The 22,535-nt window shown below is 41.0% G+C and carries 21 protein-coding genes; 8 read left to right on the top strand and 13 right to left on the bottom strand.

Annotation, left to right across the window (positions count from 1 at the left end):
* The 7 genes from MUS1_RS13500 to MUS1_RS13470 are packed head-to-tail and all read right to left on the bottom strand — an operon-like array spanning position 1 to position 5,867.
* Positions 1-1,317 carry an MSMEG_0569 family flavin-dependent oxidoreductase gene (locus MUS1_RS13500; protein WP_084035630.1) on the bottom strand — a complete coding sequence of 439 codons (1,317 nt, stop codon included), beginning with the start codon at positions 1,315-1,317 and terminating at the stop codon, positions 1-3.
* Positions 1,318-1,328: 11 nt separating this feature from the next.
* A complete protein-coding gene (locus MUS1_RS13495; protein WP_036163415.1) occupies positions 1,329-1,616 on the bottom strand; it encodes an MSMEG_0570 family nitrogen starvation response protein in 288 nt (95 codons plus the stop codon).
* A complete protein-coding gene (locus MUS1_RS13490; RefSeq protein WP_051436284.1) occupies positions 1,607-2,626 on the bottom strand; it encodes a sll0787 family AIR synthase-like protein in 1,020 nt (339 codons plus the stop codon). Before MUS1_RS13490 ends, MUS1_RS13495 begins: the two co-directional genes overlap by 10 nt.
* Positions 2,607-3,191 (bottom strand): MSMEG_0567/Sll0786 family nitrogen starvation N-acetyltransferase, encoded by a 585-nt coding sequence (locus tag MUS1_RS13485; RefSeq protein WP_211236471.1) that lies wholly within the window; start codon positions 3,189-3,191, stop codon positions 2,607-2,609. The genes MUS1_RS13490 and MUS1_RS13485 overlap by 20 nt, the downstream gene beginning before the upstream one ends.
* A gap of 39 nt (positions 3,192-3,230) precedes the next feature.
* Positions 3,231-4,376 carry an MSMEG_0568 family radical SAM protein gene (locus MUS1_RS13480; RefSeq protein ID WP_084035629.1) on the bottom strand — a complete coding sequence of 382 codons (1,146 nt, stop codon included), beginning with the start codon at positions 4,374-4,376 and terminating at the stop codon, positions 3,231-3,233.
* A complete protein-coding gene (locus MUS1_RS13475; protein WP_084035628.1) occupies positions 4,336-5,370 on the bottom strand; it encodes a Nit6803 family nitrilase in 1,035 nt (344 codons plus the stop codon). The genes MUS1_RS13480 and MUS1_RS13475 overlap by 41 nt, the downstream gene beginning before the upstream one ends.
* A gap of 14 nt (positions 5,371-5,384) precedes the next feature.
* Positions 5,385-5,867, bottom strand: coding sequence for an MSMEG_0572/Sll0783 family nitrogen starvation response protein (locus MUS1_RS13470; protein ID WP_036163413.1), 483 nt, complete (start codon positions 5,865-5,867; stop codon positions 5,385-5,387).
* A gap of 365 nt (positions 5,868-6,232) precedes the next feature.
* Here MUS1_RS13470 and MUS1_RS13465 point away from each other — a divergent pair, with 365 nt between their 5' ends.
* Positions 6,233-7,633 (top strand): aminotransferase-like domain-containing protein, encoded by a 1,401-nt coding sequence (locus tag MUS1_RS13465; protein ID WP_051436282.1) that lies wholly within the window; start codon positions 6,233-6,235, stop codon positions 7,631-7,633.
* 38 nt (positions 7,634-7,671) lie between these two features.
* On the opposite strand, the gene MUS1_RS16415 is transcribed toward MUS1_RS13465, so the two are convergent.
* From MUS1_RS16415 to MUS1_RS13450, 4 genes are all read right to left on the bottom strand, one after another.
* Entirely contained in the window at positions 7,672-7,875 is a 204-nt protein-coding gene (locus MUS1_RS16415; RefSeq protein WP_425411746.1) for a SulP family inorganic anion transporter, read from the bottom strand.
* Between the two features lie 343 nt (positions 7,876-8,218).
* A complete protein-coding gene (locus MUS1_RS13460) occupies positions 8,219-10,849 on the bottom strand; it encodes a TRAP transporter permease (protein ID WP_036163412.1) in 2,631 nt (876 codons plus the stop codon).
* An 80-nt stretch (positions 10,850-10,929) separates the two neighbouring features.
* Positions 10,930-11,907: a TAXI family TRAP transporter solute-binding subunit gene (locus MUS1_RS13455; RefSeq protein WP_051436279.1), complete on the bottom strand. Its 978-nt coding sequence runs from the start codon at positions 11,905-11,907 to the stop codon at positions 10,930-10,932.
* A 95-nt stretch (positions 11,908-12,002) separates the two neighbouring features.
* The gene (locus MUS1_RS13450; protein WP_036163411.1) at positions 12,003-12,917 is read right to left on the bottom strand and encodes an aminotransferase class IV; all 915 of its coding nucleotides are present in this window, start codon (positions 12,915-12,917) and stop codon (positions 12,003-12,005) included.
* Between the two features lie 203 nt (positions 12,918-13,120).
* Here MUS1_RS13450 and MUS1_RS15755 point away from each other — a divergent pair, with 203 nt between their 5' ends.
* Positions 13,121-13,309, top strand: a complete 189-nt coding sequence (locus MUS1_RS15755; protein WP_051436277.1) for a GntR family transcriptional regulator — start codon at positions 13,121-13,123, stop codon at positions 13,307-13,309.
* A gap of 40 nt (positions 13,310-13,349) precedes the next feature.
* Positions 13,350-13,805 carry an FCD domain-containing protein gene (locus MUS1_RS13445; RefSeq protein ID WP_051436275.1) on the top strand — a complete coding sequence of 152 codons (456 nt, stop codon included), beginning with the start codon at positions 13,350-13,352 and terminating at the stop codon, positions 13,803-13,805.
* Between the two features lie 189 nt (positions 13,806-13,994).
* On the opposite strand, the gene MUS1_RS13440 is transcribed toward MUS1_RS13445, so the two are convergent.
* Together MUS1_RS13440 and MUS1_RS13435 are read right to left on the bottom strand one after the other, a co-directional pair.
* Positions 13,995-14,888, bottom strand: a complete 894-nt coding sequence (locus MUS1_RS13440; RefSeq protein ID WP_084035626.1) for a DMT family transporter — start codon at positions 14,886-14,888, stop codon at positions 13,995-13,997.
* A gap of 364 nt (positions 14,889-15,252) precedes the next feature.
* Positions 15,253-16,443: a BaiN/RdsA family NAD(P)/FAD-dependent oxidoreductase gene (locus MUS1_RS13435; protein ID WP_036163410.1), complete on the bottom strand. Its 1,191-nt coding sequence runs from the start codon at positions 16,441-16,443 to the stop codon at positions 15,253-15,255.
* A gap of 334 nt (positions 16,444-16,777) precedes the next feature.
* Between MUS1_RS13435 and MUS1_RS13430 the strand changes: the two genes are divergently transcribed.
* The 5 genes from MUS1_RS13430 to MUS1_RS13410 all read left to right on the top strand — a co-directional run bounded on the left by MUS1_RS13430 (position 16,778) and on the right by MUS1_RS13410 (position 22,420).
* A complete protein-coding gene (locus MUS1_RS13430; protein ID WP_036163408.1) occupies positions 16,778-17,362 on the top strand; it encodes a hypothetical protein in 585 nt (194 codons plus the stop codon).
* A gap of 126 nt (positions 17,363-17,488) precedes the next feature.
* Positions 17,489-18,784 carry an imelysin family protein gene (locus tag MUS1_RS13425; protein ID WP_036163407.1) on the top strand — a complete coding sequence of 432 codons (1,296 nt, stop codon included), beginning with the start codon at positions 17,489-17,491 and terminating at the stop codon, positions 18,782-18,784.
* Between the two features lie 83 nt (positions 18,785-18,867).
* Positions 18,868-20,253, top strand: coding sequence for a di-heme oxidoreductase family protein (locus MUS1_RS13420; RefSeq protein WP_036163406.1), 1,386 nt, complete (start codon positions 18,868-18,870; stop codon positions 20,251-20,253).
* Positions 20,253-21,311: an imelysin family protein gene (locus tag MUS1_RS13415; protein ID WP_036163404.1), complete on the top strand. Its 1,059-nt coding sequence runs from the start codon at positions 20,253-20,255 to the stop codon at positions 21,309-21,311. Before MUS1_RS13420 ends, MUS1_RS13415 begins: the two co-directional genes overlap by 1 nt.
* A gap of 2 nt (positions 21,312-21,313) precedes the next feature.
* Positions 21,314-22,420, top strand: coding sequence for a DUF1513 domain-containing protein (locus MUS1_RS13410; protein ID WP_036163402.1), 1,107 nt, complete (start codon positions 21,314-21,316; stop codon positions 22,418-22,420).
* Positions 22,421-22,535 lie beyond the last annotated feature (115 nt).

The raw sequence follows: 22,535 nt of genomic DNA, 5'->3' as shown, positions 1-22,535 counted from the left end.
TCACAACACCTCAGACAAAGCGTGTGTTGTTTCTTTTTCAGCTAATGAATTGCCAAACTGTTGAATGTGACCAGCAAGATAATCCGCATCGAGAGCAACGCCAGAGAATCGACCAGACCCCCAAGTATGAAGCCAAGGTAAGCCAATAAAATACAGTCCAACTTCTTTGGTCACACCGCGATGATGCACGGGTGCTCCCATGCCATTAAATATGGGCAGATCCAACCAAGAAAAGTCTGGCGTAAAACCGATACACCAGACAATACTGGTAATACCCGATGCGGCTAAATCTAGGTTTTCACGCTCTTCTTTTGGCCCCCAAACTGGCTGATAAGGTGCTTCTGTTGGCGCGTCTAGGCCATTTTTTTCAATATAGCTGTCAATACGAGCATTGATGTTTTTGTAAGTATCGTCTGCCGACTCTAGGTTTTTCGATAGGTTAGGTTTAAAAATAAACTGCCCGTCTTGATAATTCTCCATCAAACCGAACAATTCCATGCCCTCTAAAGCAAATTTACGCAGGTCAATTTCACGCCCACCGTCGCGCCCAGTGACATAATGGTTAGTGTTATCACGAACGCCTTCACGTAAAGGGTGTTCATCTACTGTTTTTTGGTAATAGCCCATATCATCTAGCCACTCAACCACGTCTTTACCACGGTATTGGCGGGCAACACGAGGCGCGTTACCTGTGGCCAAAAAGACTTTTTTACCATCTATATGCAAATCTTCAGCTATTTGTGCGCCTGATTGACCAGACCCAACCACCAGCACAGCGCCTTCTGGTAATTGTTTTGAACTCTTATATTGATTGGAATGCATCTGTAATACTGTTTCAGGAATACGTTCCGCCATACGTGGAATAATCGGTTTTAAATAACCACCTGATGCAATCACAACTTGTCCAGCGGTAAATTCACCTTGCGTTGTAACCACAAGATAATGGTCATTTTCTAATTTAGTAATTTTCTCGACGCTAACCCCTTCTAGAACTGGCGGTTTTACCTTTTCTGCAAAACGATCCAAATAACCAATAATCTCATCCCGCTTCATAAAGCCTTTAGGGTCGTCACCGTCATAAGGATGATTCGGTAAATCACACTGCCAATTAGGCGTCACCAAGGTGAAGGAATCCCAACGTTGCGTTTTCCAACTGTGCATTATGGTGTTTTTTTCAAAAATCAAATGGTCAATACTTCGCTCTTTCAAGCATGCGCTCATGGATAAACCTGCCTGACCACCACCAACAATTAATACGGAGTAATGGGTTTTATTTGGCATTTCTAAAGGCTCTTTTTTAGGTATTGAAATAGACATAACTTTGTCCTCTAATCGATGAAACGTGTCATTTTTACAGCAGCATCAGGCATGTTTTCAAAACTGGCACAACGCATTTTAATGACACTCAGCTGATCCATAGCACTTGAACAAGCAAAGCCAAAACGCTCACCCACTCTTTTACTTGCTGCGTTAAGCGCTGTTTCACTGATGTTTAAAAAAACTTTTAATGGGTAAATTTCACCTTCTACAAAGTGCTCTTTGATCACACTGGAAGGGGAATAACAGGCTTCGGTTTTGCCATCAGGCCAAACCACTTCAAAATGGACTACAGGCATAAGGACTCCTTCTGATCTTCGCTTTTTCTAAAACCCAGAAAATGATTTTTTTCAAAGTCCCAAAAAACAGCGGTTTGTTTAGTGTCTGTTTTTTCTTTATTAATGACGTTGGCTTCGTCTACAAAAGTCACATTAATGGAGGGACGTTCGGTAACCTGACCAATACAAGCGGAATCAATGTCACGCTGTTGGAATAAGGTCAGAACCTCATCAATTTGATCAACGGGGCACGTCATTAAAAATCCAAAGCTAGGAAAAGCACAAAGCCAGTCTTCCCAATTAACTTGTTTAGGCTTTGGAATATCATTTAAAAAGATATCTGCTCCCGTTTTCGAGCAGTCCATAAACATGGCGAGCGTCCCTAAAAGCCCGGCCTGACTAATATCTTTACAACCCGTCAAGTAACCTTTTTCAGCTAACAAAGGCAGTAATTCCAAATCACCCCTTAGTCGTTCAGTTGGAGCATTCGTGGTGGCATTCCAATTAAGATAGGGTGCTCTAAATTCGCCTCGCTGATCCATCGCCACAATGATGGCGTCACCCGATTTAGCCTCAAAGCTGGATAACACGTTATTGGCATGACCTAAAATGGAAACTGCTAATTGAGTGGTGTCACTTTTGTGGCTGGTATGACCACCGACAATAGGTACACCATAAGCGTCAGATGCCGCTTTCATCCCTGCAAAAATTTGCTTTGCTGATTCATCACTGCTTTGCCAAAGTGCATTCACAACAGCACGAGGACGACCGCCCATAGCGGCGATATCACTGACATTGACCATGACGCCACACCAACCAGCAAACCAAGGATCTTGTGCGACAAAATTAGGAATAAAACCTTCAATGGCAAATAAGTCATAACCATCAAGGTTTTTGAGCACTGCAGTATCATCACCATTTGAAAAACCAGACGAATTGCATTTTTCAAATGAAGATATTACCGGCGCTAATGCCACCTTGGACATCACACCTGGATAACGACGAACCTTATTAAGAAGTGACTCCAACATAAGAGGCCTCCTTGCTTAAATCGCTTTCAGAAGAAGCAACGCTCTTAGAGTCTCCATCATTACCTGACAAATAAACACTAACAGCTTGAGGTTTAACAGGACGACCAGTGACCCAAAAACCAAGTGCAGGTTGTTTTAATTCTGGATAATGTTCAAGATCAGCCTGCATCTTGGCGTGTTTCATCCCATGAATGGATTCATATCCGATAGTGTCCCAATGCAAACGCTTAAAAAGCACTTCGTTTTGCTCTTGGACTGTGGCCAGAAAAGTATGACAACCTAATGTATTGGCACTGGAAACTGCCAATCGAATTAAACTGGCTCCTAATACGCCTTGGCGACGAAACTCTTTCTTAACCGCCAGACGTGACCCCCACCATAATCCAGGTTCAGGTTGATGAATGCGAACGGTACCAACCACCTCTTCAGGCATTCCAAGAATAGAAGTGGTAACAATTAACGGCTGAGCAATCAGATCAATTTCATCTCTATCATGTTCTTGGAAGACGCCTTGCTCTTCACAAAACACTGCTTGGCGATACGCTTTGCCTGCTCTATTTCCCATTCATTGGTTGCCCATTTCACTTGAAATACACGACCTTTCTTAAGCGATTTGTCGTTCATCCTCAGCCTCCTTTTCGAAGCGAGACAAAGAAGAGCAAGCACCACAACGAACACAACCGGCTTTTACCTTGTCAGATGTCATGTCTAGATTAACCAACTCTTGAGCTAATGGTCTAAGCACAGCTTCCATAAACTCAGACGTTGGCGCAGGTCGATCTTCCAATGGCGTACCAGAGATAGGCACAAACGGTACAACAAAAGGATAAACTCCCATGCCAATCAGTTTCTGGCAGGTATCAATAATAGTTTTCTCTGTGTCGCCTAAACCCGCTAAAATGTAAGTACTAACTTGACCACGACCAAAAACCGCAACGGCATCTTCAAACGCCTGATAGTACTCATCAAGAGACACTTCTGATTTACCTGGCGTAATAGCTTTACGTAGTTCAGGTGTAATGACTTCTAGATGCATACCTAACGCATCAATACCTGCGTCTTTCATGCGCTGATACCACACAGGATCTTTGGGTGGTTCACACTGGCCTTGAATCGGTACATCAACCACAGCTTTAATGCCTTGGGCACTTTCACACATCACTTTAGCGCCCCGATCAGCGCCAGCCGGAGTCCCAGTTGTCATTACTATGTGCTTAATGCCATCCAACTCCACCGCGGCTTTTGCCACTTCGGCCAATTGTTCAGGTGTTTTATGAGCAATGGTTCGACCCGCCCTAAGAGACTGGCCTATAGAACAAAACTGACAGGCTTTACGACGACTTTCATAACGAATACAGGTTTGTAAAACCGTCGTTGCTAACACATCGGTACTGTGTAACGTAGCAATATGCGAATAAGGAATACCGTCTGCTGTTGTTAAATTATAAAATTCAGGGTCTTTAGCAAAAGTTACATCCGCCAAAGGTATATTATTGGATAACAGTGTCGCGCCTTGCTTCTGTACATCTTCGTTTTGCACATCATCAGATAAACTAAAAGGCGATGCCCATGCTGTTTGCGTGTAAATTGGCACCATCAAGGTCGTTCCATCTACTGTGATTGCCTGATGATCGGACGGCCCAGCACCGCCTCGTCGGCTAACATGAACCTGATCAGCTGACTTTAAACGCAACCCTTTGGTTTGTAACTCAGTTAGGAATTGAGATTGTTTCATCATGAGCTGTGTCATCACTTAACTCTCCTTTATTAAAAAGGGAAACGTTCGAATCTGGTTTGTTTACATTTTCTGTAGGCAAACCTTCAACGTACTCCGTCTTCTTAGCATTTATCTGTAAGTTCAATAATTCTGGTCGTGCGTAATGTCCTACTGAATCCATCATGCGTTTGCGCTTGTCAATTAAGCGAAAATCTAAATCGGCATAGATAAAGCCTTCGCCTTCAGTTAGTGCTGGCGCAAGATGTTTACCTTCAGGAGAAATAATGGCGGTATTACAGCCACCTCTTAAGGCTTTTTGCATTGCTGGGTCGAGGGAAACACTTTCTATTTGTGCTTCGGTAAGCCACCCAGTGGAATTAATGACAAAGCAACCGGATTCGAGTGCATGATGACGAATAGTCACTTCCATTTGTTCGCCAAAAATAGGACCTACTAATGAACCGGGGAATTGCGCACAATGAATTTGCTCGTGTTGAGCCATTAAAGAATAGCGAGCCAATGGGTTGTAATGCTCCCAACAAGCCAAAGCGCCGATACGACCAACAGCTGAATCAACTACCTTCAAACCTGATGCATCGCCTTGCCCCCAAATCATCCGTTCATGATAAGTCGGGGTAATTTTACGGCGCTTTAGAATCAATTCACCTGTCGCATCAAATACCAGTTGCGTATTGTATAAACTACCGTTATCACGTTCATTAACGCCAATCACCACCACCATGTTGCGTTCTTTGGCTTTATTACCAATCGTACGAGTTGTATCACTCGGCACCACAACGGCTTCTTTGTATAAACGTAAATGCTCGGGACCTTGGCTAACAGGTGGCAATACAAAAGAAAAATAAGGGTAATAAGGTAAGAACGTTTCAGGAAAAACGATGAGCTCTACTCCGCTCTCAGCCGCTTCATCAATCATGTTTAACACTTTGTGCAGCGTACCGGCCAAACTCTCCAAATCAGGAGAGATCTGAACGGCCGCGGCACGAACGATTGGATAATCACTCATCGCCGCGGCTCCTTTTACATTGTCCAAGTATCAACAATTACCGCATTATCACGAGTATGCAAAAGTTTGATATCCAAAACATCAAGAGGATTAATTGGAATAATCCCTTCAATCAATGAACGCTCACCGTGTCCATACAGAGCTTGTAGAGCGAAACGACATGCATACACTTTACCGCCTTCCGCCATGAATTTTTTCAACTGGTTGTTGAAGTTCATATGACCCGGAAATGCTTCATCACCTAAAGTAGGGAAACCTCGCTGTACACCTAAAGTGACACCCGGTCCGTATAAAAGAATGCTGGTTTCATAACCTTTTCTTTGTAAGCGCGTTGCTTGCAACATATTTACAAAACCAATTGATCCTTCAAAAGCTACGGTATGAAAAGTCACTAACGCTTTCTCGCCTTCTTTCGCTTTCACGTCTTCGAACACTTTTTCTTCGTAATCTACTAGGAAATCACCGTCTTTATTCATCTCGTATTTTACTTCTGGCATCTTGTTCTCTCCGGTCTATTAGTTTTATAAAAAATCGATCTCATCAATTTCAATTAATACATTGCAACCTAGATGCCAATGATTGCATTTTAAAAAGCGATCAATTATCAAAAACAATGCGATAAAGTAAAAAAACAAAACGATTGATCATGATGAATATTTTTTTACTGCGTATACTCAATTAAAAAAACAAGACTAAAAACAATAGGAATGCCCTTATAAGTCACAAAAATAGTAAAAAACGCCAATTCAGTGCGCTCATATAAAAATCAACCAAATTCGATGCTATTGGAATATGAGACAAATTGAATGTAAAATAAAACCAATCAATAAACCCTTCTACCTTTATCAAGGAACGAAAAAAAATGCCTATCTCAATTCTGACAACATGGAAAAAGGAACTCGACAAGAAGGGGAAGTATCCGGCTTACAAGCGCATCGCTGAATTAATAAACGAAGGTATTGAATCGGGAAAACTCCAGCCCCAAGACAAACTGCCACCTATGCGAGACCTGGCCGATGCTTTAGACATCAACTATTCCACGGCATCTCGTGCCTACAGTGAAGCCAAAAAACGAGGTTTAATTGACACCACAACTGGCGCCGGTAGTTTTATTAAAGGTAAGGTGCCTGCAATCAAACCCAGCTTAGCGCCCTATGAAATGACCATGAACATGGTAATTGAGCCGGCCATTCCGACTCTCATTGAAGAAATAAAAGACGGTGCGTTGAGCAGCATTGCCATGGCCGATATTTTGGGCAGTGTTCGTTACCAAGACTTTGGAGGAAACAAAGAAACAAAACAGTGCTTTCTTAGTTTAATAGATCGTCGTGTAAAAAACGCCACACTAGATCGCGTTGTTTCTTGTCCCGGCATTCATGGCGGTTTAGTGGCGCTGATATCTCAGCTGTGCGGTAATCAACAGGTTATTTGCGTAGACAGCTTAACTTATCCCGGCATTAAATCTATCGCAGCCCAACTTGGAAAAAACCTTTTATCCCTTGAAAGAGACAGTGACGGCCCATTGGTTAATGCATTCGAAGATGCCTGTAAAACACATGAAGTAGCGGCGCTGTATATTAATCCGACCATGCAAAACCCGACGTCCGCCAGCATTTCAAAAAGCCGTAGAGAAGCGTTAGTCGATGTCGCACTTCGCTTTAGCGTCGCTATTATTGAAGACGATGCTTATGGATTAATAAGTGATGATACTGCGCCTACTTTTGCAACACTGGCACCAGAAATCACTTATTACATAAACGGTTTGTCTAAATGTTTTGGTCCAGGATTACGAGCTGGCTTTATTCTTTGCCCAACACAGAGACAAGCAGAATACACAGCAGGTGCCCTGCGCGCATTAAACGTGATGGAGAACCCTATTATTCACGCGATTATTTGTCGATGGATAAAAGAAGGGACGCTTGACCATATGATTCAAAGTATCAAAAGAGAAGCCAACTTAAGACAAACGTTAATCAAAGAAAAATTTAAAGCACATCATTATTCAATGGAGGAAAATGCCTTTCATCTTTGGTTGAAATTGCCAAAAAACCTTGGCTGGAACCCATCAGATTTAGCAACAAAACTACGATCATACGGTGTTAATGCCGTCTCCAGTGCCGCCTTCGCTACTGACAACAACCCGCCTCAAGCATTGCGCATCTGTTTCGGAGGCCCTTCTTCACAGCAAGATTGTCGAGAACAAATCAACACATTACATGAAATGATTAGCTTACCTGCGCACTTAACTCATATAGCCCAATAAACACTATTTTTTTGATTTTAGATAAATGAGTACAACACTCACAAGGCTCGCAAGGAAGTTGGACAGTCGAGGGAAATCCAGTTCGTTTCTTTAATATTATCCAGCTCACTAACAATATAACTAAGCAAGGTGCCATTGCTTGCCACGTGAAAGCCTAACAAGTTTTTTATTTGACTTACCCTGATAGTAATCGTAGCACCAGATATAAAGCTTGCACGACTGAGCTGTTTTTTTTGTAGCACTCATTATGGCCGTTGCAGCCACAATCAATAACGCCGCCATTGGCCTAAATGTCATATGCATCGAACTGCAAAAAAATCAGCAAATGTAGCTAAAACAATCGTCGCATAAAGACCAAAATCTGGAGGCAAACCAGTAATTAAGGCATAGGCTACGCATCAGAAAAGCGAGAACCGCACCTGTATCATTGCAATTACATCGGCTTTTAGTGTGGTTTGGTTAACCTCTTTTGACTACTTTAAAAAGGCAACAATGAATAAATGAGAACATGAAGGTTTCCAAAAAATAAAAATGGCGATCTTTAATAGATCGCCATTAGTTTGAACAGGCTAATAAATGTTTTTGCTACGCCGCCAGCCCTTCACGCTTTTTTTGACGTTGTCTTTGAGTCTTTCTTTGGGAGAGTGCGATCAAAACAATAAGCAACACACAAGGAAGATAAACAAATACAGTTGACGGTTGTTTGTTGGCAACATCGACACCAACCAACACCTGAAATGCTTCAAATCCAGCCTCATAAGCATCACTGCCAATATCCACACTGTCGACTTCGATCAGCTCATCCGCTTGATAAAGATTTAGCCCTGACGCCGCAATAACCTCAGAAGCAGAGCCCTGCTCTCTCGCAATCAGCATACGAATAGAAATATCCTTTTCACCGGAATAACTGTCCTCCTCCACATGAATTCGCAAAGGGGTACCTACAGGTATCTGTTCTTCTTGCGCCAAATACTCATTCAATTCCATATAGCGATGAGGTTCAACCATCTGATTTATCCAGAAATCAGGTCTAAAAATACTAAAGGCAATCAGCAGTAAAACCCCTCTTTCCCACAACTTACAACGATCAAAGAAATACCCTTGTGTCGCTGCCGTGAATATTAGCATTGCTAATGTCGCGATTATAAAGATAAAAATACCATGCAATACGGTAACGTTAATCAATAATAAATCAGGATTGAAGATAAACAAGAAAGGTAAAACAGCCGTTCTTAAAGCGTATTTAAAAGCAATAATCCCTGTCTGAATAGGTTTACCGCCCGAAACAGCAGCGGCTGCAAAAGAAGCCAACCCAACTGGTGGCGTGACATCAGCCATTAAACCAAAGTAGAAAACAAATAAATGCACCGCAATAAGAGGCACCACTAAACCATTAGACGCACCCACCTCCACAATGACATTCGCCATTAAAGAAGACACCACAATGTAGTTCGCAGTGGTCGGTAATCCCATACCCAGAATCATACACAGCACAGCCACCAGCAGTAACATTAAGGTAATGTTTCCGAATGATAAGACTTCCACAACGTCAGCAAGTACAGCACCAACACTGGTTTGGGAGACAACGCCGACAATGACACCAGCGGTTGCAGTAGCGATTGAAATACTCGCCATATTTCTCGCGCCACTTATCATGCCATCAGCCAAGCTCTTTAAACCACTGAACAAGGGCAACGACGCTTGTTTATCCGCTTCATCTAAATCGCGTTCTTCCTGTCTAAATAAAGTCTCTAAAACTGGCTTAGTCACAATCATAAACATAGTCAACAAAGAAGCCCAAAACGCACTTAGACCAGGGCTTAATCGCTCTATCATTAGGCACCAAACCAATACAACAACAGGCAATAAGTAGTAAAGACCAGATCGGAAAATTTCACCTGGAGGGGGTAAAGCACTTAAATCTTGATCTATGTCGTCGGACAATTTAGGCAATTTACATCCCGCATACAACAAGCCGAAAAACGATGAAATCACAAGACCAGAAACAACATAAATAGAGTTATCGCCAGCAATCTGTTTTATCCATCCAAGGCCAAAATACACCGCAGCAGAAGTCGCACAAAGCATTAAGAAACCGAAAAGAAAGCCTGTCACCTTAGAAACAGCACTCGCTGAAACGGCCCTAGCAGACTTAGGCAAACCTTGCATATTCGCTTTAATCGCTTCCAGATGAACAATGTAAACCAAGCCAATATACGAAATAAGCGCCGGTAAAAAAGCATGCTTAATGACTTCGAGATAACTGATGCCCACATACTCAACCATGAGGAAAGCCGCAGCGCCCATAACAGGTGGCATTATTTGCCCGTTTACAGAAGCAGCCACTTCTACAGCGCCCGCTTTCTCTGCAGAGAAACCCACTTTTTTCATCATAGGAATGGTGAAAGTACCTGTCGTCACAACATTAGCAATAGACGAACCAGAGATAAGACCGGTTAATCCAGATGCAACAACAGCGGCTTTTGCTGGGCCACCGCGAAAGTGACCAAGGCATGAGAACGCCAGTTTAATAAAATAATTACCGGCACCCGCTTTATCGAGTAAAGAACCAAATAGAACAAACAAAAAGACAAAGTCAGTTGATACACCAAGCGCAATACCAAATACACCTTCGGTAGTAATCCACTGGTGATTAACGACTTCTTGTAAACCAAAACCTTTGTGGGCAATCATCTCCGGCATGTAATTACCAAAGAAGTTATACCCTAAAAATACCGTTGCGATAAGTGGTAAAGTAATACCTAAACTGCGTCGAGCAGCTTCAAATAACAGGGGAATACCAATACAAGCCACAATAATATCTTGCAGAATCGGGGCGCCAACACGAGTCGAAATATTGTCGTATTCGATTAAATAATATAAAGCGGAAAGACTCGCAGAAATAGCAAGCAACCAATCTACTAGAGGGATCTTTTTAACAGACGATTTAGCACTAAAAGGAAAACTCAGAAACACTATAAAAATAGCAAAGGCTAAATGAATTGATCGAGCTTGGTTACTGTTCCAACGCAATAAATCTGAATCCATCATGTAGGGAAAAGGAGAGGCAATCCAGACTTGAAACAGCGCCCATAAAAACGCAACGCAAAGAATAATATTAAGCGGAATACCGCTTGCCTTACGTCCTCCAATATCATTCGAAGTCACCAAGTTATCGACATCTATCGAACTTGTATTCTTTTCTAATAGACTCATAATTACGCCTTAGCAGAGCACTTTAAAAAAAACCGAGCTACTTGAGCTCGGTTTACTAACCAATTAACGAAGCTGCTCGGTTACTTAATCCAACCACGCTCTTTGTAGTACTTCACCGCACCATCATGTAATGGAGCAGAAAGACCTGCTGTAATCATTTCTTCTGGATTTAACTGTGTAAAAGCAGGATGCAAACGCTTGAATCGATCAAAGTTTTCAAAAACCGCTTTAACCATGTTGTACACAACTTTATCTGATGTGTCAGTAGAAACAACCAAGGTTGCTTTCAGGCCGTATGTTGTCACATCGTTTGGCGTACCTTCGTACATGCCGCCAGGAATAGTTGCTTCACTGTAGTAAGGATATTGTGAAATCAATTTATCAACTGATGGGCCTGTCACATCAATAATGTGTGTTGAACAGGTGCTGGTTGCTTCTTTTACATTCGCAACTGGGTGACCGGCAACCATAACAAACGCATCAACTTTGTTATCACACAAAGCTTGAGACTGCTCTGAAGACTTAAGTTCACCGGCTAACTTAAAGTCAGACAAGGTCATGCCTTTTTCTTTCATTAGCGTCAACATAGTGGCACGTTGACCAGAACCAGGGTTACCAACATTTACTCGCTTACCTTTTAGATCATCAAATGTTTTGATGTTTGCATCGGCACGTGTGACCAAGGTAAAAATATCAGAATGCAAAGAGAAAACAGATCTCAACTCTTCGTAAGGACCAGCCGCTTCGAAGTTCGAAGTACCATTAAGGGCATGGAACTGCCAATCAGATTGAACCGTACCAAAATTCAAACCACCAGATCGAATAGAATTAAGGTTAGCAATAGAACCCCCTGTTGATGGTGCTGAACAGCGTAAGTTATGTTCTTTTGTTTCACGGTTTACCATTTTACAAATGGATTGACCGACAACATAATAAACACCCGTTTGCCCAGCCGTTCCAATAGAAAAATGTTCTATATCAGCGTAACTTTGTGTCGCGCCAAGGCTACTAAACAATAATGTTGTCGCTGCTATATGTTTAAAATTAATCTTACTCATTCGTTCATTTCCTCGTTTCTTTTATGATATTTTTTTAGTTTTTTTACGTTCTATTTTTATTACGTTATTACACTGTTTTAATGGCACAGACACTTTTATTGAGCCGTTGCTAGCTCTTTATACAAAGCATTAATACGCTTAAAGACTGGTCCCGGTTTACCATCACCAACAATACGTCCATCGATACTATTAACCGGCGTTTGTCCTGCAAATGTTCCAGTGACGAAAGCTTCATCTGAGCCATACACTTCAAAGAGAGAGAAGTCCGTTTCGTGTACGACAATGCCATCCGCTTTACAAATATCGATTACTTTTTGACGAGTAATGCCGTTCATGCAGTATTTAGGTGTAGACGTCCAAACTTCGCCTTTACGGACAATAAAGAAGTTAGTGGAATTACATGTAGCAACGAAGCCATGTGGATCAAGCATAAGCGCTTCATCAGCACCGGCTTTTTGGGCTTGAATTAAAGCGGTGATGCAATTGATTTTACTGTGTGAATTCAGTTTAGGGTCTTGGCTATTAGGTTGGCCACGAACGACATGAACCGTAAATAGACTCATGCCTTCATTTTTTACTTTTTCACTTGGCTTACTGTGTTCAGCAATAATTACCGTGGTTGCACCATAAATGCTTAAACGAGGATCTTGGAAAGGTTTTTTCTTTTTCCCTCTAGTTACCATTAATCGAAGATGCGCATCATGAGTCATGCCATTTGCTTCTAAGGTGTTATAAAGCGCTTTAACCATGTCTTCACGAGACAACCCCAATTCAAAATCCAATACCTTTGCCGATGCATACAGTCGATCTAGATGGTCATCTAAAAAAGCAATTTTGCCATTGTAAATACGCAATCCTTCCCAAATACCATCACCGAGCATAAACCCACTGTCATAAACAGAAACCATAGCTTCATTCTTAGGTAACAAGTCACCATTTACATAAATTTTAATCGACTCGTTGCGGTTATCTTCTTCAGCCGTGTGGGCACTAAATGAATGGGATGACATGCTTTAACTCCAAATAACCAAGGGTGGATTCGCTCTTTCCACGAGCAAAATGATGAATTCAGAGTAAAATTATAATAATAAATTGTCAACGGTAGATTGTTAACAATCCTACAAAATGCAATTAAGTATTCTCTCGTTAGATAATATTTGCTACCCTTATCAATCAAAATCCGCTCTAACTTATTTATTAAAATCAGGAATTTATGTCGGTATTAAACTTAAAACCTATACATAAAAATCGTACATTAAGAGCCAATGTTGCCGAGCAACTTAAAGACGCTATTATCAGTGGCGACCTACCACCAGGCACGAAATTGGTTGAATCACAGCTTTCGTCATTATTAGGCGTTAGCCGAGGCCCACTTAGAGTGGGCCATCAGCCAGCTAGTTGATCAAGGCTTAATTGAAAGCATTCCTTATACCGGCACTTATGTGGCCAACATCACAGTAACGGCGATTCAAGAACTTTATTCTTTTCGAACAGAACTGGAACAATTTGCGTTTAAGTTAGTATGGGAAAAAAGAGATGATGCTTTTTTTAATGAATTGGATTTGCAGCTCGATAAACTTACTGCAGCGATAAAAGGCAACAATCGAAGTGCAGCAATATTTGAAGAGTTAGAACTGCATAATATTGTGTATAAACATTGCGGCCATACTCTTTTACAAGATACATGGCAAAGGCTCAGAGGTCGGTTACACCTCTATTTCACACTGCATCAAAAAGCTCACAATAGAGCAGGCCCATTAATCAGCGCTCATGACAAATACGTGAATCTGGCTAAAGGTGATAATTTAACAACCATGCTCGATCATGTGACAGAACATATGCAGCAGGGCTACAACAAAGTTGAACAATTGGTTTCAGACATTGAATCTCATAGTTAATTTAAGTATCTGACAACATTAGTTGAGTTACTTATCTGAAAAAAATGAATTAATACGGTGTAGTCAGGATCGAGGTTTTAAGAATAAATCACCTCATGAGAAGGACTGGTTCAGATATTCCCTAATACCTAAGCCTAGAAAAGCCATATGTTTTCTAGGCTTTTCTCCTTTCCAATTAAACCAAAACACTTATCGACCTTTCACCTTTCTCATACTGCCGTAAACATTCACCAAAGCACCCAAAATAATAAGCCCGCCTCCAATCCAAGTCGTCAAAATCGGGATTTCACTGAATAAAATCCACCCCAATAGCGCCGAAAGGAGCACTTGAATATAAGAATAAGCAGAAGCGATTCCTGCCGTTAATGTTTGCATTGCCTTAGTCAAACCCAATTGCCCTACTTGCGTAGAAACTCCCACACAAATCAATAGGATTAACACATTAAAGCTTGGCATCACAAAATCGTCGCCCAGTAAAAATATCGACAAAGGAAGCGCAATCAAAGGAAAGTAAAAAATAATCACAGAACTGTCTTCTGTCGTGCTTAAACGACGCACAATAACATACGCAATAGAACTGCCTAACGCCCCTAACAATGCCAGCAACACACTCAACGGCGGCAAATTAGAAGGCTCCACAGAAAACAGATCAGCCCCTGCAATAAAGAGTAAACCCAACATACTCAGCACAATACACACAATAGTGTATTTACCAATTTTTTCACCAAGTAGAAATAAAGCAAGCAAAGCGGTAAAAATAGGATGAATGTATTGCAGAAGAATCGCTTCCACCAAAGGCAAAGTAATCAACGAGTAATATACACACACCAATGCGAATGTCCCTACCGCGCCGCGCAAAAGTAGTAGTTTTCTATTATTGCCAAGAATAGAAATACCCTTACGCTTAACATCGAGATAACTGATGACAATAGACACTAAGGATCTCGCCGCGACAATCTCAAAAAGAGGAATACCATACGTGCCAACTAATTTAACCAAGCTCGACATCAAGGCAAAGCCAATCGCAGACATTAATGCATAGCGAATGCCGACTGGAATTTTATTGAACATAGAAACCGTCATTGAGTGAACTCATTAGTTTGGAGAGGATTAGTCTAAAGACAGATTATTAAAGCACTAGAGCGTAATAAGAAATAGGAAAAAAATGAATGCAGCGACTGTAAATGATTTTGTGTAACTAGACATTATTCACCTAAAATAAAACCTAAATAAATCCATTTTCTACAATTTCACTTTCCCATTGTTTAATAATGTCTCTAGGGCGAGTAATACCATATTGGGCTTGCTGCTTTCCAGTTCCATAAGCCCAAAGCGAATTACCAAACAACCGATTTTTTATCTATACGCTGATTTTGAATCAAAACCAATTAACAAGAGATTATTTTCGTTGCAATTAGTTTATCTTAGTTTTAATTGGTAGGAGTCACTACACGTACTGCCCTGCGCAGTAACCGCTCGCCCACGCCCATTGGAAGTTGTATCCGCCTAGCCAACCAGTTACGTCGAGCACTTCGCCTATAAAGTACAAGCCTTTTTGTTTTTGTGACTCAAAGGTTTTCGAGGACACTTCGTTGGTGTTAATGCCACCAAGAGTCACTTCGGCGGTTCGGTAGCCTTCTGTGCCATTTGGCGCGATGTCAAAATGGCTTAAGTATTGATACAAGGCTTCAATCTGATCATTCGAGGTTTGCGCTGATCGTTCGTTTAACCAAGGAAATTCGGCTTTGATTAATTCGACCAAACGCTTTGGCAAAACATTCGATAATATATTTTCAAAGCTTTTCTTTGGGCTGCCTTGGCGAACGGCGAACAAATCGTCCAATGACAACTCTGGCGTAATGTTTATGTCTAGTGCGACGCCCGGATGCCAGAAGTTGGTGATTTGCAAAATAGCTGGGCCGCTCACGCCTCGATGGGTAAACAACATTGGCTCGCTAAATGTTGTGCCATTAGCCGTCGCGGAGACATCGCACGCGATACCGGATAATTCAGCAAGTTGTGCTTTACGATCTGGCTGTACAGTAATCGGAACCAAGCTGGCTCTGGTCGATAAAACATCATGGCCAACTTGTTTTGCAATGTCGTAACCAAACCCTGAAGCGCCCATGGTTGGAATCGACAATCCACCTGTGGCGATTACCAATGATTCGCAAGTAAAGACACCTTGATTGGTGGTCACTATTGTATGGTCATCTTTATAGTCAATGTTAGAAATGCTTGTGTTGAGTTTTAACTCTGCGCCTGACCATTCAAGTTCGGTCATTAATATTTCAAGTAGATCTTTGGCAGAATGCTCACAAAAAAGTTGCCCCGGCGTTTTCTCAACGTATTCCAATCCATGTCGATCCACTAAATCAACAAAGTCTTGAGAAGAAAAACGACGTAACGCAGAAATACAGAAATGAGGATTGTCAGATAAGAAATGTTTTGGCGCTGCATCCATGTTGGTAAAGTTACAACGCCCTCCTCCTGACATGAGAATTTTCTTACCAGCTTTATTGGCATGATCTAAGACAAGTACTTTTTTCCCACGGTAACCTGCCGTCGCCGCACACATTAAACCAGACGCACCCGCGCCAACCACAATCACATCGACTTTATCCACAACCAACCTCATCACCTATTAATGGCTGCATTATAGTGTCTGATCCTTTTATTGCTATCGAATCTGAATAAATTATCACCTAAAGAGAAGAAAAAATATATTTCAAAATATTGTCCACAGAAACCGTTAAGAAGGCTGTGGGAATCATCAAAATATCCTTAAAATTCAATCAACTAAATAAAATCAAACATTATTTTATAAATTTTTAAAATTTATAAGCAATAAGAAAAACAATAATTTTTTCTAAGAAATGCAAATGCTTTCTAAAAAAAATCTATACACAAAAACTGTTTTTATATACAGTACTGTATAAATGAACAGTAAAGATAATTTAAAGGTTGTGAATATGATTAAGTTAATAAACTCCACTCGCTCTATTCATAAGACAGCACTATTTAGTCTAATTGCTCTGGCTTTATACGCTCCAGCGAAGGACTTAGTTAAATTTACAAAAACGCATTTTGCACAGCAAACCATCCAGATTGTTGATGCCTCTTTTGGTACAAAGATGCCATGGCAAGAAAACAACGCATCTTATTTAAAAGTAAGTCAAAATGCACAGTCGAGTTTATCTCGCTCTCAAATCATTTATACAAAGCTGCGTTTGACAAATCCAACATCTGACTCAAAAACATATCGAAAAATCTGGTTAAACTTTTCCCATGAAAATGGTGATCAGGAATATACGACTGATTACACTTTATACAATTCAGAAACGCGTCAAAGGTTGATTGGACAATCAATTCAATTAGGTGCAAATAGTTCTATTGATGTTGTTGCAGCTTATCGCTTTATACCCAGCTATAAGAATAAATCACCAATCACCATGAGTGTTTCTTGGGAAGGAGATAGCCCATTAAGAGAAAAAGCATGTGAGTATAATTTGAAGGGTTCAGCTGGAAATGCTTTTGAACAACAATGCAACTATTAACAACACTGCTAAGTACAGCCTCAAAGACTTTGTAGAAAAATTATAAACAATGTGTAAAGACACATATTGATAATCGTTTTCATTTCGAATACTATATTTCCACTAACTAATATTGGAGCTTCGGATATGAAAAAATTGTTAACCCCTATTGCAATTTGCGTTGCAAGCGCGATGCTTACTGCTTGCGGTTCTACAGCAATAAAAAATGAATCTAGCTCAGTTACCGCTGATTCAGTTGTTGTTCATTATGCAGACATTGCTGAAGCTATTTATGGTGATTCATTAAGCACTGCGAAAACATTACGTACTGCAATTAATACACTTTTGGCTAATCCAACAGAAGCAAACTTACAAGCCGCTCGCACATCATGGATTGCCGCTCGTGTACCTTACCAACAAAGTGAAGTTTACCGCTTTGGTAATGCAATCGTAGATGACTGGGAAGGCAAGGTTAACGCTTGGCCTCTTGACGAAGGCCTGATCGATTATGTTTCTACAAGCAGCTACGGCACAGAATCTGATTTAAACCCTCTTTACTCTGCAAATGTTATCTCCTCTAAAAGCCTAATCATCGGTGGCAAGAAAGTAGATACAACAAACATTACCCCTGAACTTATTTCTGAAACGCTACAAGAAGCCGATGGCGTTGAAGCGAACGTAGCAAGTGGTTACCACGCAATCGAATTCTTGCTTTGGGGCCAAGATTTACATGGGACTAATCCAGGTGCCGGTGAGCGCCCAGCGACAGATTTCGATTTAGAAAACTGCACAAACGGCAACTGTGACCGTCGTCGTGATTACCTAGTCGCTGCAACTGATTTGTTAATTTCTGATCTAGAAGAAATGGCAAATAATTGGAAAAATGGCGGTGACGCTCGTGTTGCCCTATTAGACCAATCTACAGATGAAGGTCTTTCAACTATCCTTACTGGTATGGGTAGCTTAGCCTATGGCGAACTTGGCGGTGAAAGAACGAAACTTGGTTTGATGTTGCATGATCCAGAAGAAGAGCATGATTGTTTCTCCGATAACACTCATTGGTCTCATTACCACGACGCATTAGGCATCAAAAATGTATATCTAGGTGAATACAAACGCGTTGACGGTAGCTGGGTAAAAGGCCCATCTTTGTCTAAATTGGTTTCTCAAGAAGACGCTACTTTAGATCTTGAAATGAAAGCCAAACTAGAAACTACTGAAACTGCAGCTCAAGCTATGGTTGAAGCAGCGAAACAAGGCCAAACATTTGATGTTCTAATTGCTATGAACAATACTGCTGGCAATCAGCTAGTACAAACATTTGTTGACTCCTTGGTTGATGAAACTCGTGTTACCGAAGAGATCATCCACCACTTGGATCTTCAAGGCATTGCTCTAGAAGGGTCAGATAGCCTTGATAACCCAAGCGCAGTATTTGAATAATACTGCTATCCCGATAAATAAATAATTAAATGGGATACCTGGAAAGATGTGTCATTTAGTCAGTTAATGGTATTTGTCTACTTATGACAACAAATTTGAAGAAGTTAACTTTTCTTACAGCTGGCGCTTTCGCCAGCTTTTTTTGTTTTCAAGACCTTGCTTTTGCAAGTGATTACTCACAACCTATTTCAGGCATAAAACCTGAGAACAAATTAGATTTTCGCATTGGTGAAGGTGTTTTCCAGAAATTTTGGGTACCTTCGCCTTCCTCAACTACAGCCAGCGATGGCTTAGGCCCTCTGTTCAATACTCGATCGTGCAACAGCTGCCATATCAAAAATGGTCGCGGTCATGCACCCGAGTCTGGCGTAAGTGGAGCAACTGTTCCCTCTTTTTTAATTCGGTTTGGTAAGTCATATAAAAACACCTCTCAAGTAGCAGACTTTATCTACCCAAACATTGGCGACAAAAATTACGGTGGTCAATTTCAAGGTCACGCCTCTCCAGGTATTCTTCCTGAAGGTGACTACCATCTTACTTACATTACTCACACTGAAACACTTTCTGACGGCACAAAGGTTGAATTAAGAAAGCCAAATATTCATTGGACGACATTGAATTATGGAAAATTAGAGGATAGTACTGGCGTAACCCTCCTTGTCGCCCCTGCGCTGGTTGGAATGGGTTTATTAGGCAATATTTCAGATGATATAATTATCGAGAATGCTGACCCTGAAGATATTGACAATAACGGCATTAGTGGTCGAGTAAGCTGGATCCCAAGTAATGATGGTAAGGGCAAAGCTATTGGTCGTTTTGGCTATAAAGCAGCCACCCCAAGTGTTAGCGCACAGAATCAATTAGCGTTTAATACTGATTTGGGACTATCTACGCCATTAAACCCGGCCGCATCTGGAGATTGTACCCAGTTACAAAAAGCATGTATTGAAAGCCCAAATGGGAACAGTCCACACTTAGACAACTTGGAAGTTGATAAACAGCAAGTGAGATTGGTTGATCTTTTTGTTTCATTGTCTTCTCCACCAGCAATGCGCAACCTAAGTAACTCTGATTTTCTTGAAGGAAAAGCTTTATTCGAAGAAGGAAGTTGCGTCAGTTGCCACATACCCAAAATGCAAACTGGCAAAGACGTGACATTTAGCGAGTTAAGCAATCGCACTTTTTATCCTTTTACAGACATGTTGCTGCATGACATGGGGCCAGAGCTTTCAAGTGGTTTCCAAAGTTTCTCTGCTGCACCAAACGAGTGGCGAACAGCCCCTCTTTGGGGGATAGGTTTATCTGAAAAAGTATCAGGTCGCATCGGTTTTTTACACGATGGTAGAGCCAAGACGATTGAAGAAGCAATCCTTTGGCATGGCGGTGAAGCACAGCAGAGCAAAGAATTTTACAAACAGTTAAATAAAGAACATCGAAAAAAACTCATTTACTTCTTGGAGTCGCTTTAATGAAATATTTTCCTAAGCTAATTGCTTTAGCAATAAGCGCGTCCGCCCCTTTACTCGCATCTGCAGGTCAATGGGAAGGTCCTCTTAATGGCATTGTTAACAATGTCATTAATCAAGGTTATGAATCCTATGCTATTTCATCAAAAACATTACAGCAACGCACTGATGAACTTTGCACCACGCCCTCCAGACAATCATTACATTCTGCCCAAGAAGCGTTTAAAGAAAACGTATTAGATTGGCAACAAGTCCAATGGTTAAATTTTGGCCCTGTCACCTACTTTATGCGTTATTACGCTTTTGAGTATTGGCCAGATAAAAAAGGCGTAACACAGCGCCAACTTCGCGCCTTAACTCAAGGTGATCCATCTGTAATGGATGCACCTAGGTTTTGGACTTCTGCCAGTATTGCCGTACGCGGATTAACCGCGATAGAGAGCTTACTTTATCACCCTGACTTCGAGCCATTAAATTCCGCCAACCATTGCCAACTTCTTACAAGAGTCACGAAACATCACCTTGAAAGTGCTGATGCCGTTGCAAACCAGTGGAAAGAAGGAAAAGCGGAAGACTGGGTATTTGATGAAGAAGGTACTGGTTTCGATCCAGAAAAGGTTGCATTAGAGCAATTCTTGCAACAATGGATCGAACATATGTCTGCCGTTAAAGACGCAAAGCTTGAAACGCCAATTGGTTATAATAGCCGTGAAAATTTAAAACTAGCAGAATTTTATCGAAGCGATTTGTCTCTTCAAGCTATGCAAAAAAACTTGACGTCTTATCGTGAAATTTATCATGCAGGGTCGCCTTCTTTGTATGATATTGCTAAGCAGTCAAACCCTGCACTAGCCACACAATTTGAACAACAGTTGATTGAAAACGTAAAACTGGCACTTCAGTTGCCAATAGATTTTTTCCACACGAGCAAATCAAAAGAAGATCGTATTGCTTTGGCGACACCTTTGGTTAAATCTATATCAAACAGCCAATCCTACTTATCAAGCCTCGTTACCTCATTAGGTTTTCAAATTGGCTTTAATAGTAGAGATGGAGATTAGTCGTGATATCTAGGCGCTCCTTTTTAGCCTTGGGAGGCGTTATAGCGACAGTACCATCTTGGGCCACTGTCATTCCCAACAACTCAAAGAGTAAGCTGTACGCTTCAGCTTATTCATTGAGTAAACAGGAGCATTTCTTCGGTGTATTTGATGATGAAGGCGAAATACTCTGGTCGGCACCATTAAGTCAAAGAGCGCACGCTCCAATCATCCATCCAAGTCAAAGTATTATTGGCATCGTCGCCAGAAGGCCAGGTTTTTTCATAGACTTCTTTGATGTATCCAGTCATCAAAAAATTCAGCGCATTGAGCCAACCCAAGATCATCATTTTTACGGTCATGCATTATTTACATCAGACGGTAAGCGTTTAATTACTCAAGAAAACCACTACCCAACAGGCCAAGGCAAAATATTTATTCGTGAATGGCCCAGCGGAAATATACTCAATATTTTTAATAGTAATGGAATTGGCCCTCATGAATCTGTCTTTTTAAGTGATAAGGTTCTTGTCATTGCAAACGGCGGCCTGATGACTCGACCAGATGAAGACAGAGAAATACTAAACCTTGATACAATGCAACCAAACGTTACTTATCTATCACTAGAAAATGGAAAAGTATTAAATCACGCCTCTCATGAAGATGAATTACATCAACTCAGCATTAGACATTTGGATGTCAATCAGCAAGGTGTTGTTGCTCTAGGTTTTCAATATCAAGGGGAAATCTGGGATCAAGTTCCTTTGGTCGCCTTATCTAGAATTGACAACCCTGTAATGGAATATCTTCCTATACCGGAAAACGTTCGTATGCGCTTTAAACAATATTGCGGTAGCGTTTGTTTTGATAAATCAGGGGAAGTGTTAGCCATCAGCACACCAAGAGGCGGCTTAGTTGCCTATTGGCATATTGCCTCAAAAACTTTTTTAGGCATAGAAAACTGCCGCGATGTTTGCGGTCTTGCTGCTACAAATAATTCACATGAGTTTTTATTAACCAGTGGCACAGGTGTTCAAATGAAGAATAACCCAATACAAGACGTCACAAAAATGATTAAAAAACACCCAGGCATTCATTGGGATAATCATTTTCAGCAAATTAATACATGATTTTTACCTAAATATGATATCGGTGTTGTAAATAGCGTGGCGATATTAGCGCTTTTTAGGTAATGTTTAATTTTGTCATAATTCGTTATGGCTTCTTTTTTTCCTACATTATGAA

This window comes from Marinomonas ushuaiensis DSM 15871, from assembly GCF_000521805.1.
In the GTDB taxonomy this organism is placed as follows: domain Bacteria; phylum Pseudomonadota; class Gammaproteobacteria; order Pseudomonadales; family Marinomonadaceae; genus Marinomonas; species Marinomonas ushuaiensis.
This window is presented reverse-complemented; position numbering and strand designations above follow the sequence as displayed.

Excerpts from the sequence above, each read along its gene's own strand:
- MUS1_RS13500 (WP_084035630.1), bottom strand. The coding sequence starts at position 1,317 with ATGTCTATTTCAATACCTAAAAAAGAGCCTTTAGAAATGCCAAATAAA.
- MUS1_RS13495 (WP_036163415.1), bottom strand. The coding sequence starts at position 1,616 with ATGCCTGTAGTCCATTTTGAAGTGGTTTGGCCTGATGGCAAAACCGAA.
- MUS1_RS13490 (WP_051436284.1), bottom strand. The coding sequence starts at position 2,626 with ATGTTGGAGTCACTTCTTAATAAGGTTCGTCGTTATCCAGGTGTGATG.
- MUS1_RS13485 (WP_211236471.1), bottom strand. The coding sequence starts at position 3,191 with ATGGGAAATAGAGCAGGCAAAGCGTATCGCCAAGCAGTGTTTTGTGAA.
- MUS1_RS13480 (WP_084035629.1), bottom strand. The coding sequence starts at position 4,376 with ATGACACAGCTCATGATGAAACAATCTCAATTCCTAACTGAGTTACAA.
- MUS1_RS13475 (WP_084035628.1), bottom strand. The coding sequence starts at position 5,370 with ATGAGTGATTATCCAATCGTTCGTGCCGCGGCCGTTCAGATCTCTCCT.
- MUS1_RS13470 (WP_036163413.1), bottom strand. The coding sequence starts at position 5,867 with ATGCCAGAAGTAAAATACGAGATGAATAAAGACGGTGATTTCCTAGTA.
- MUS1_RS13465 (WP_051436282.1), top strand. The coding sequence starts at position 6,233 with ATGCCTATCTCAATTCTGACAACATGGAAAAAGGAACTCGACAAGAAG.
- MUS1_RS13460 (WP_036163412.1), bottom strand. The coding sequence starts at position 10,849 with ATGAGTCTATTAGAAAAGAATACAAGTTCGATAGATGTCGATAACTTG.
- MUS1_RS13455 (WP_051436279.1), bottom strand. The coding sequence starts at position 11,907 with ATGAGTAAGATTAATTTTAAACATATAGCAGCGACAACATTATTGTTT.
- MUS1_RS13450 (WP_036163411.1), bottom strand. The coding sequence starts at position 12,917 with ATGTCATCCCATTCATTTAGTGCCCACACGGCTGAAGAAGATAACCGC.
- MUS1_RS15755 (WP_051436277.1), top strand. The coding sequence starts at position 13,121 with ATGTCGGTATTAAACTTAAAACCTATACATAAAAATCGTACATTAAGA.
- MUS1_RS13440 (WP_084035626.1), bottom strand. The coding sequence starts at position 14,888 with ATGACGGTTTCTATGTTCAATAAAATTCCAGTCGGCATTCGCTATGCA.
- MUS1_RS13435 (WP_036163410.1), bottom strand. The coding sequence starts at position 16,443 with ATGAGGTTGGTTGTGGATAAAGTCGATGTGATTGTGGTTGGCGCGGGT.
- MUS1_RS13430 (WP_036163408.1), top strand. The coding sequence starts at position 16,778 with ATGATTAAGTTAATAAACTCCACTCGCTCTATTCATAAGACAGCACTA.
- MUS1_RS13425 (WP_036163407.1), top strand. The coding sequence starts at position 17,489 with ATGAAAAAATTGTTAACCCCTATTGCAATTTGCGTTGCAAGCGCGATG.
- MUS1_RS13420 (WP_036163406.1), top strand. The coding sequence starts at position 18,868 with ATGACAACAAATTTGAAGAAGTTAACTTTTCTTACAGCTGGCGCTTTC.
- MUS1_RS13415 (WP_036163404.1), top strand. The coding sequence starts at position 20,253 with ATGAAATATTTTCCTAAGCTAATTGCTTTAGCAATAAGCGCGTCCGCC.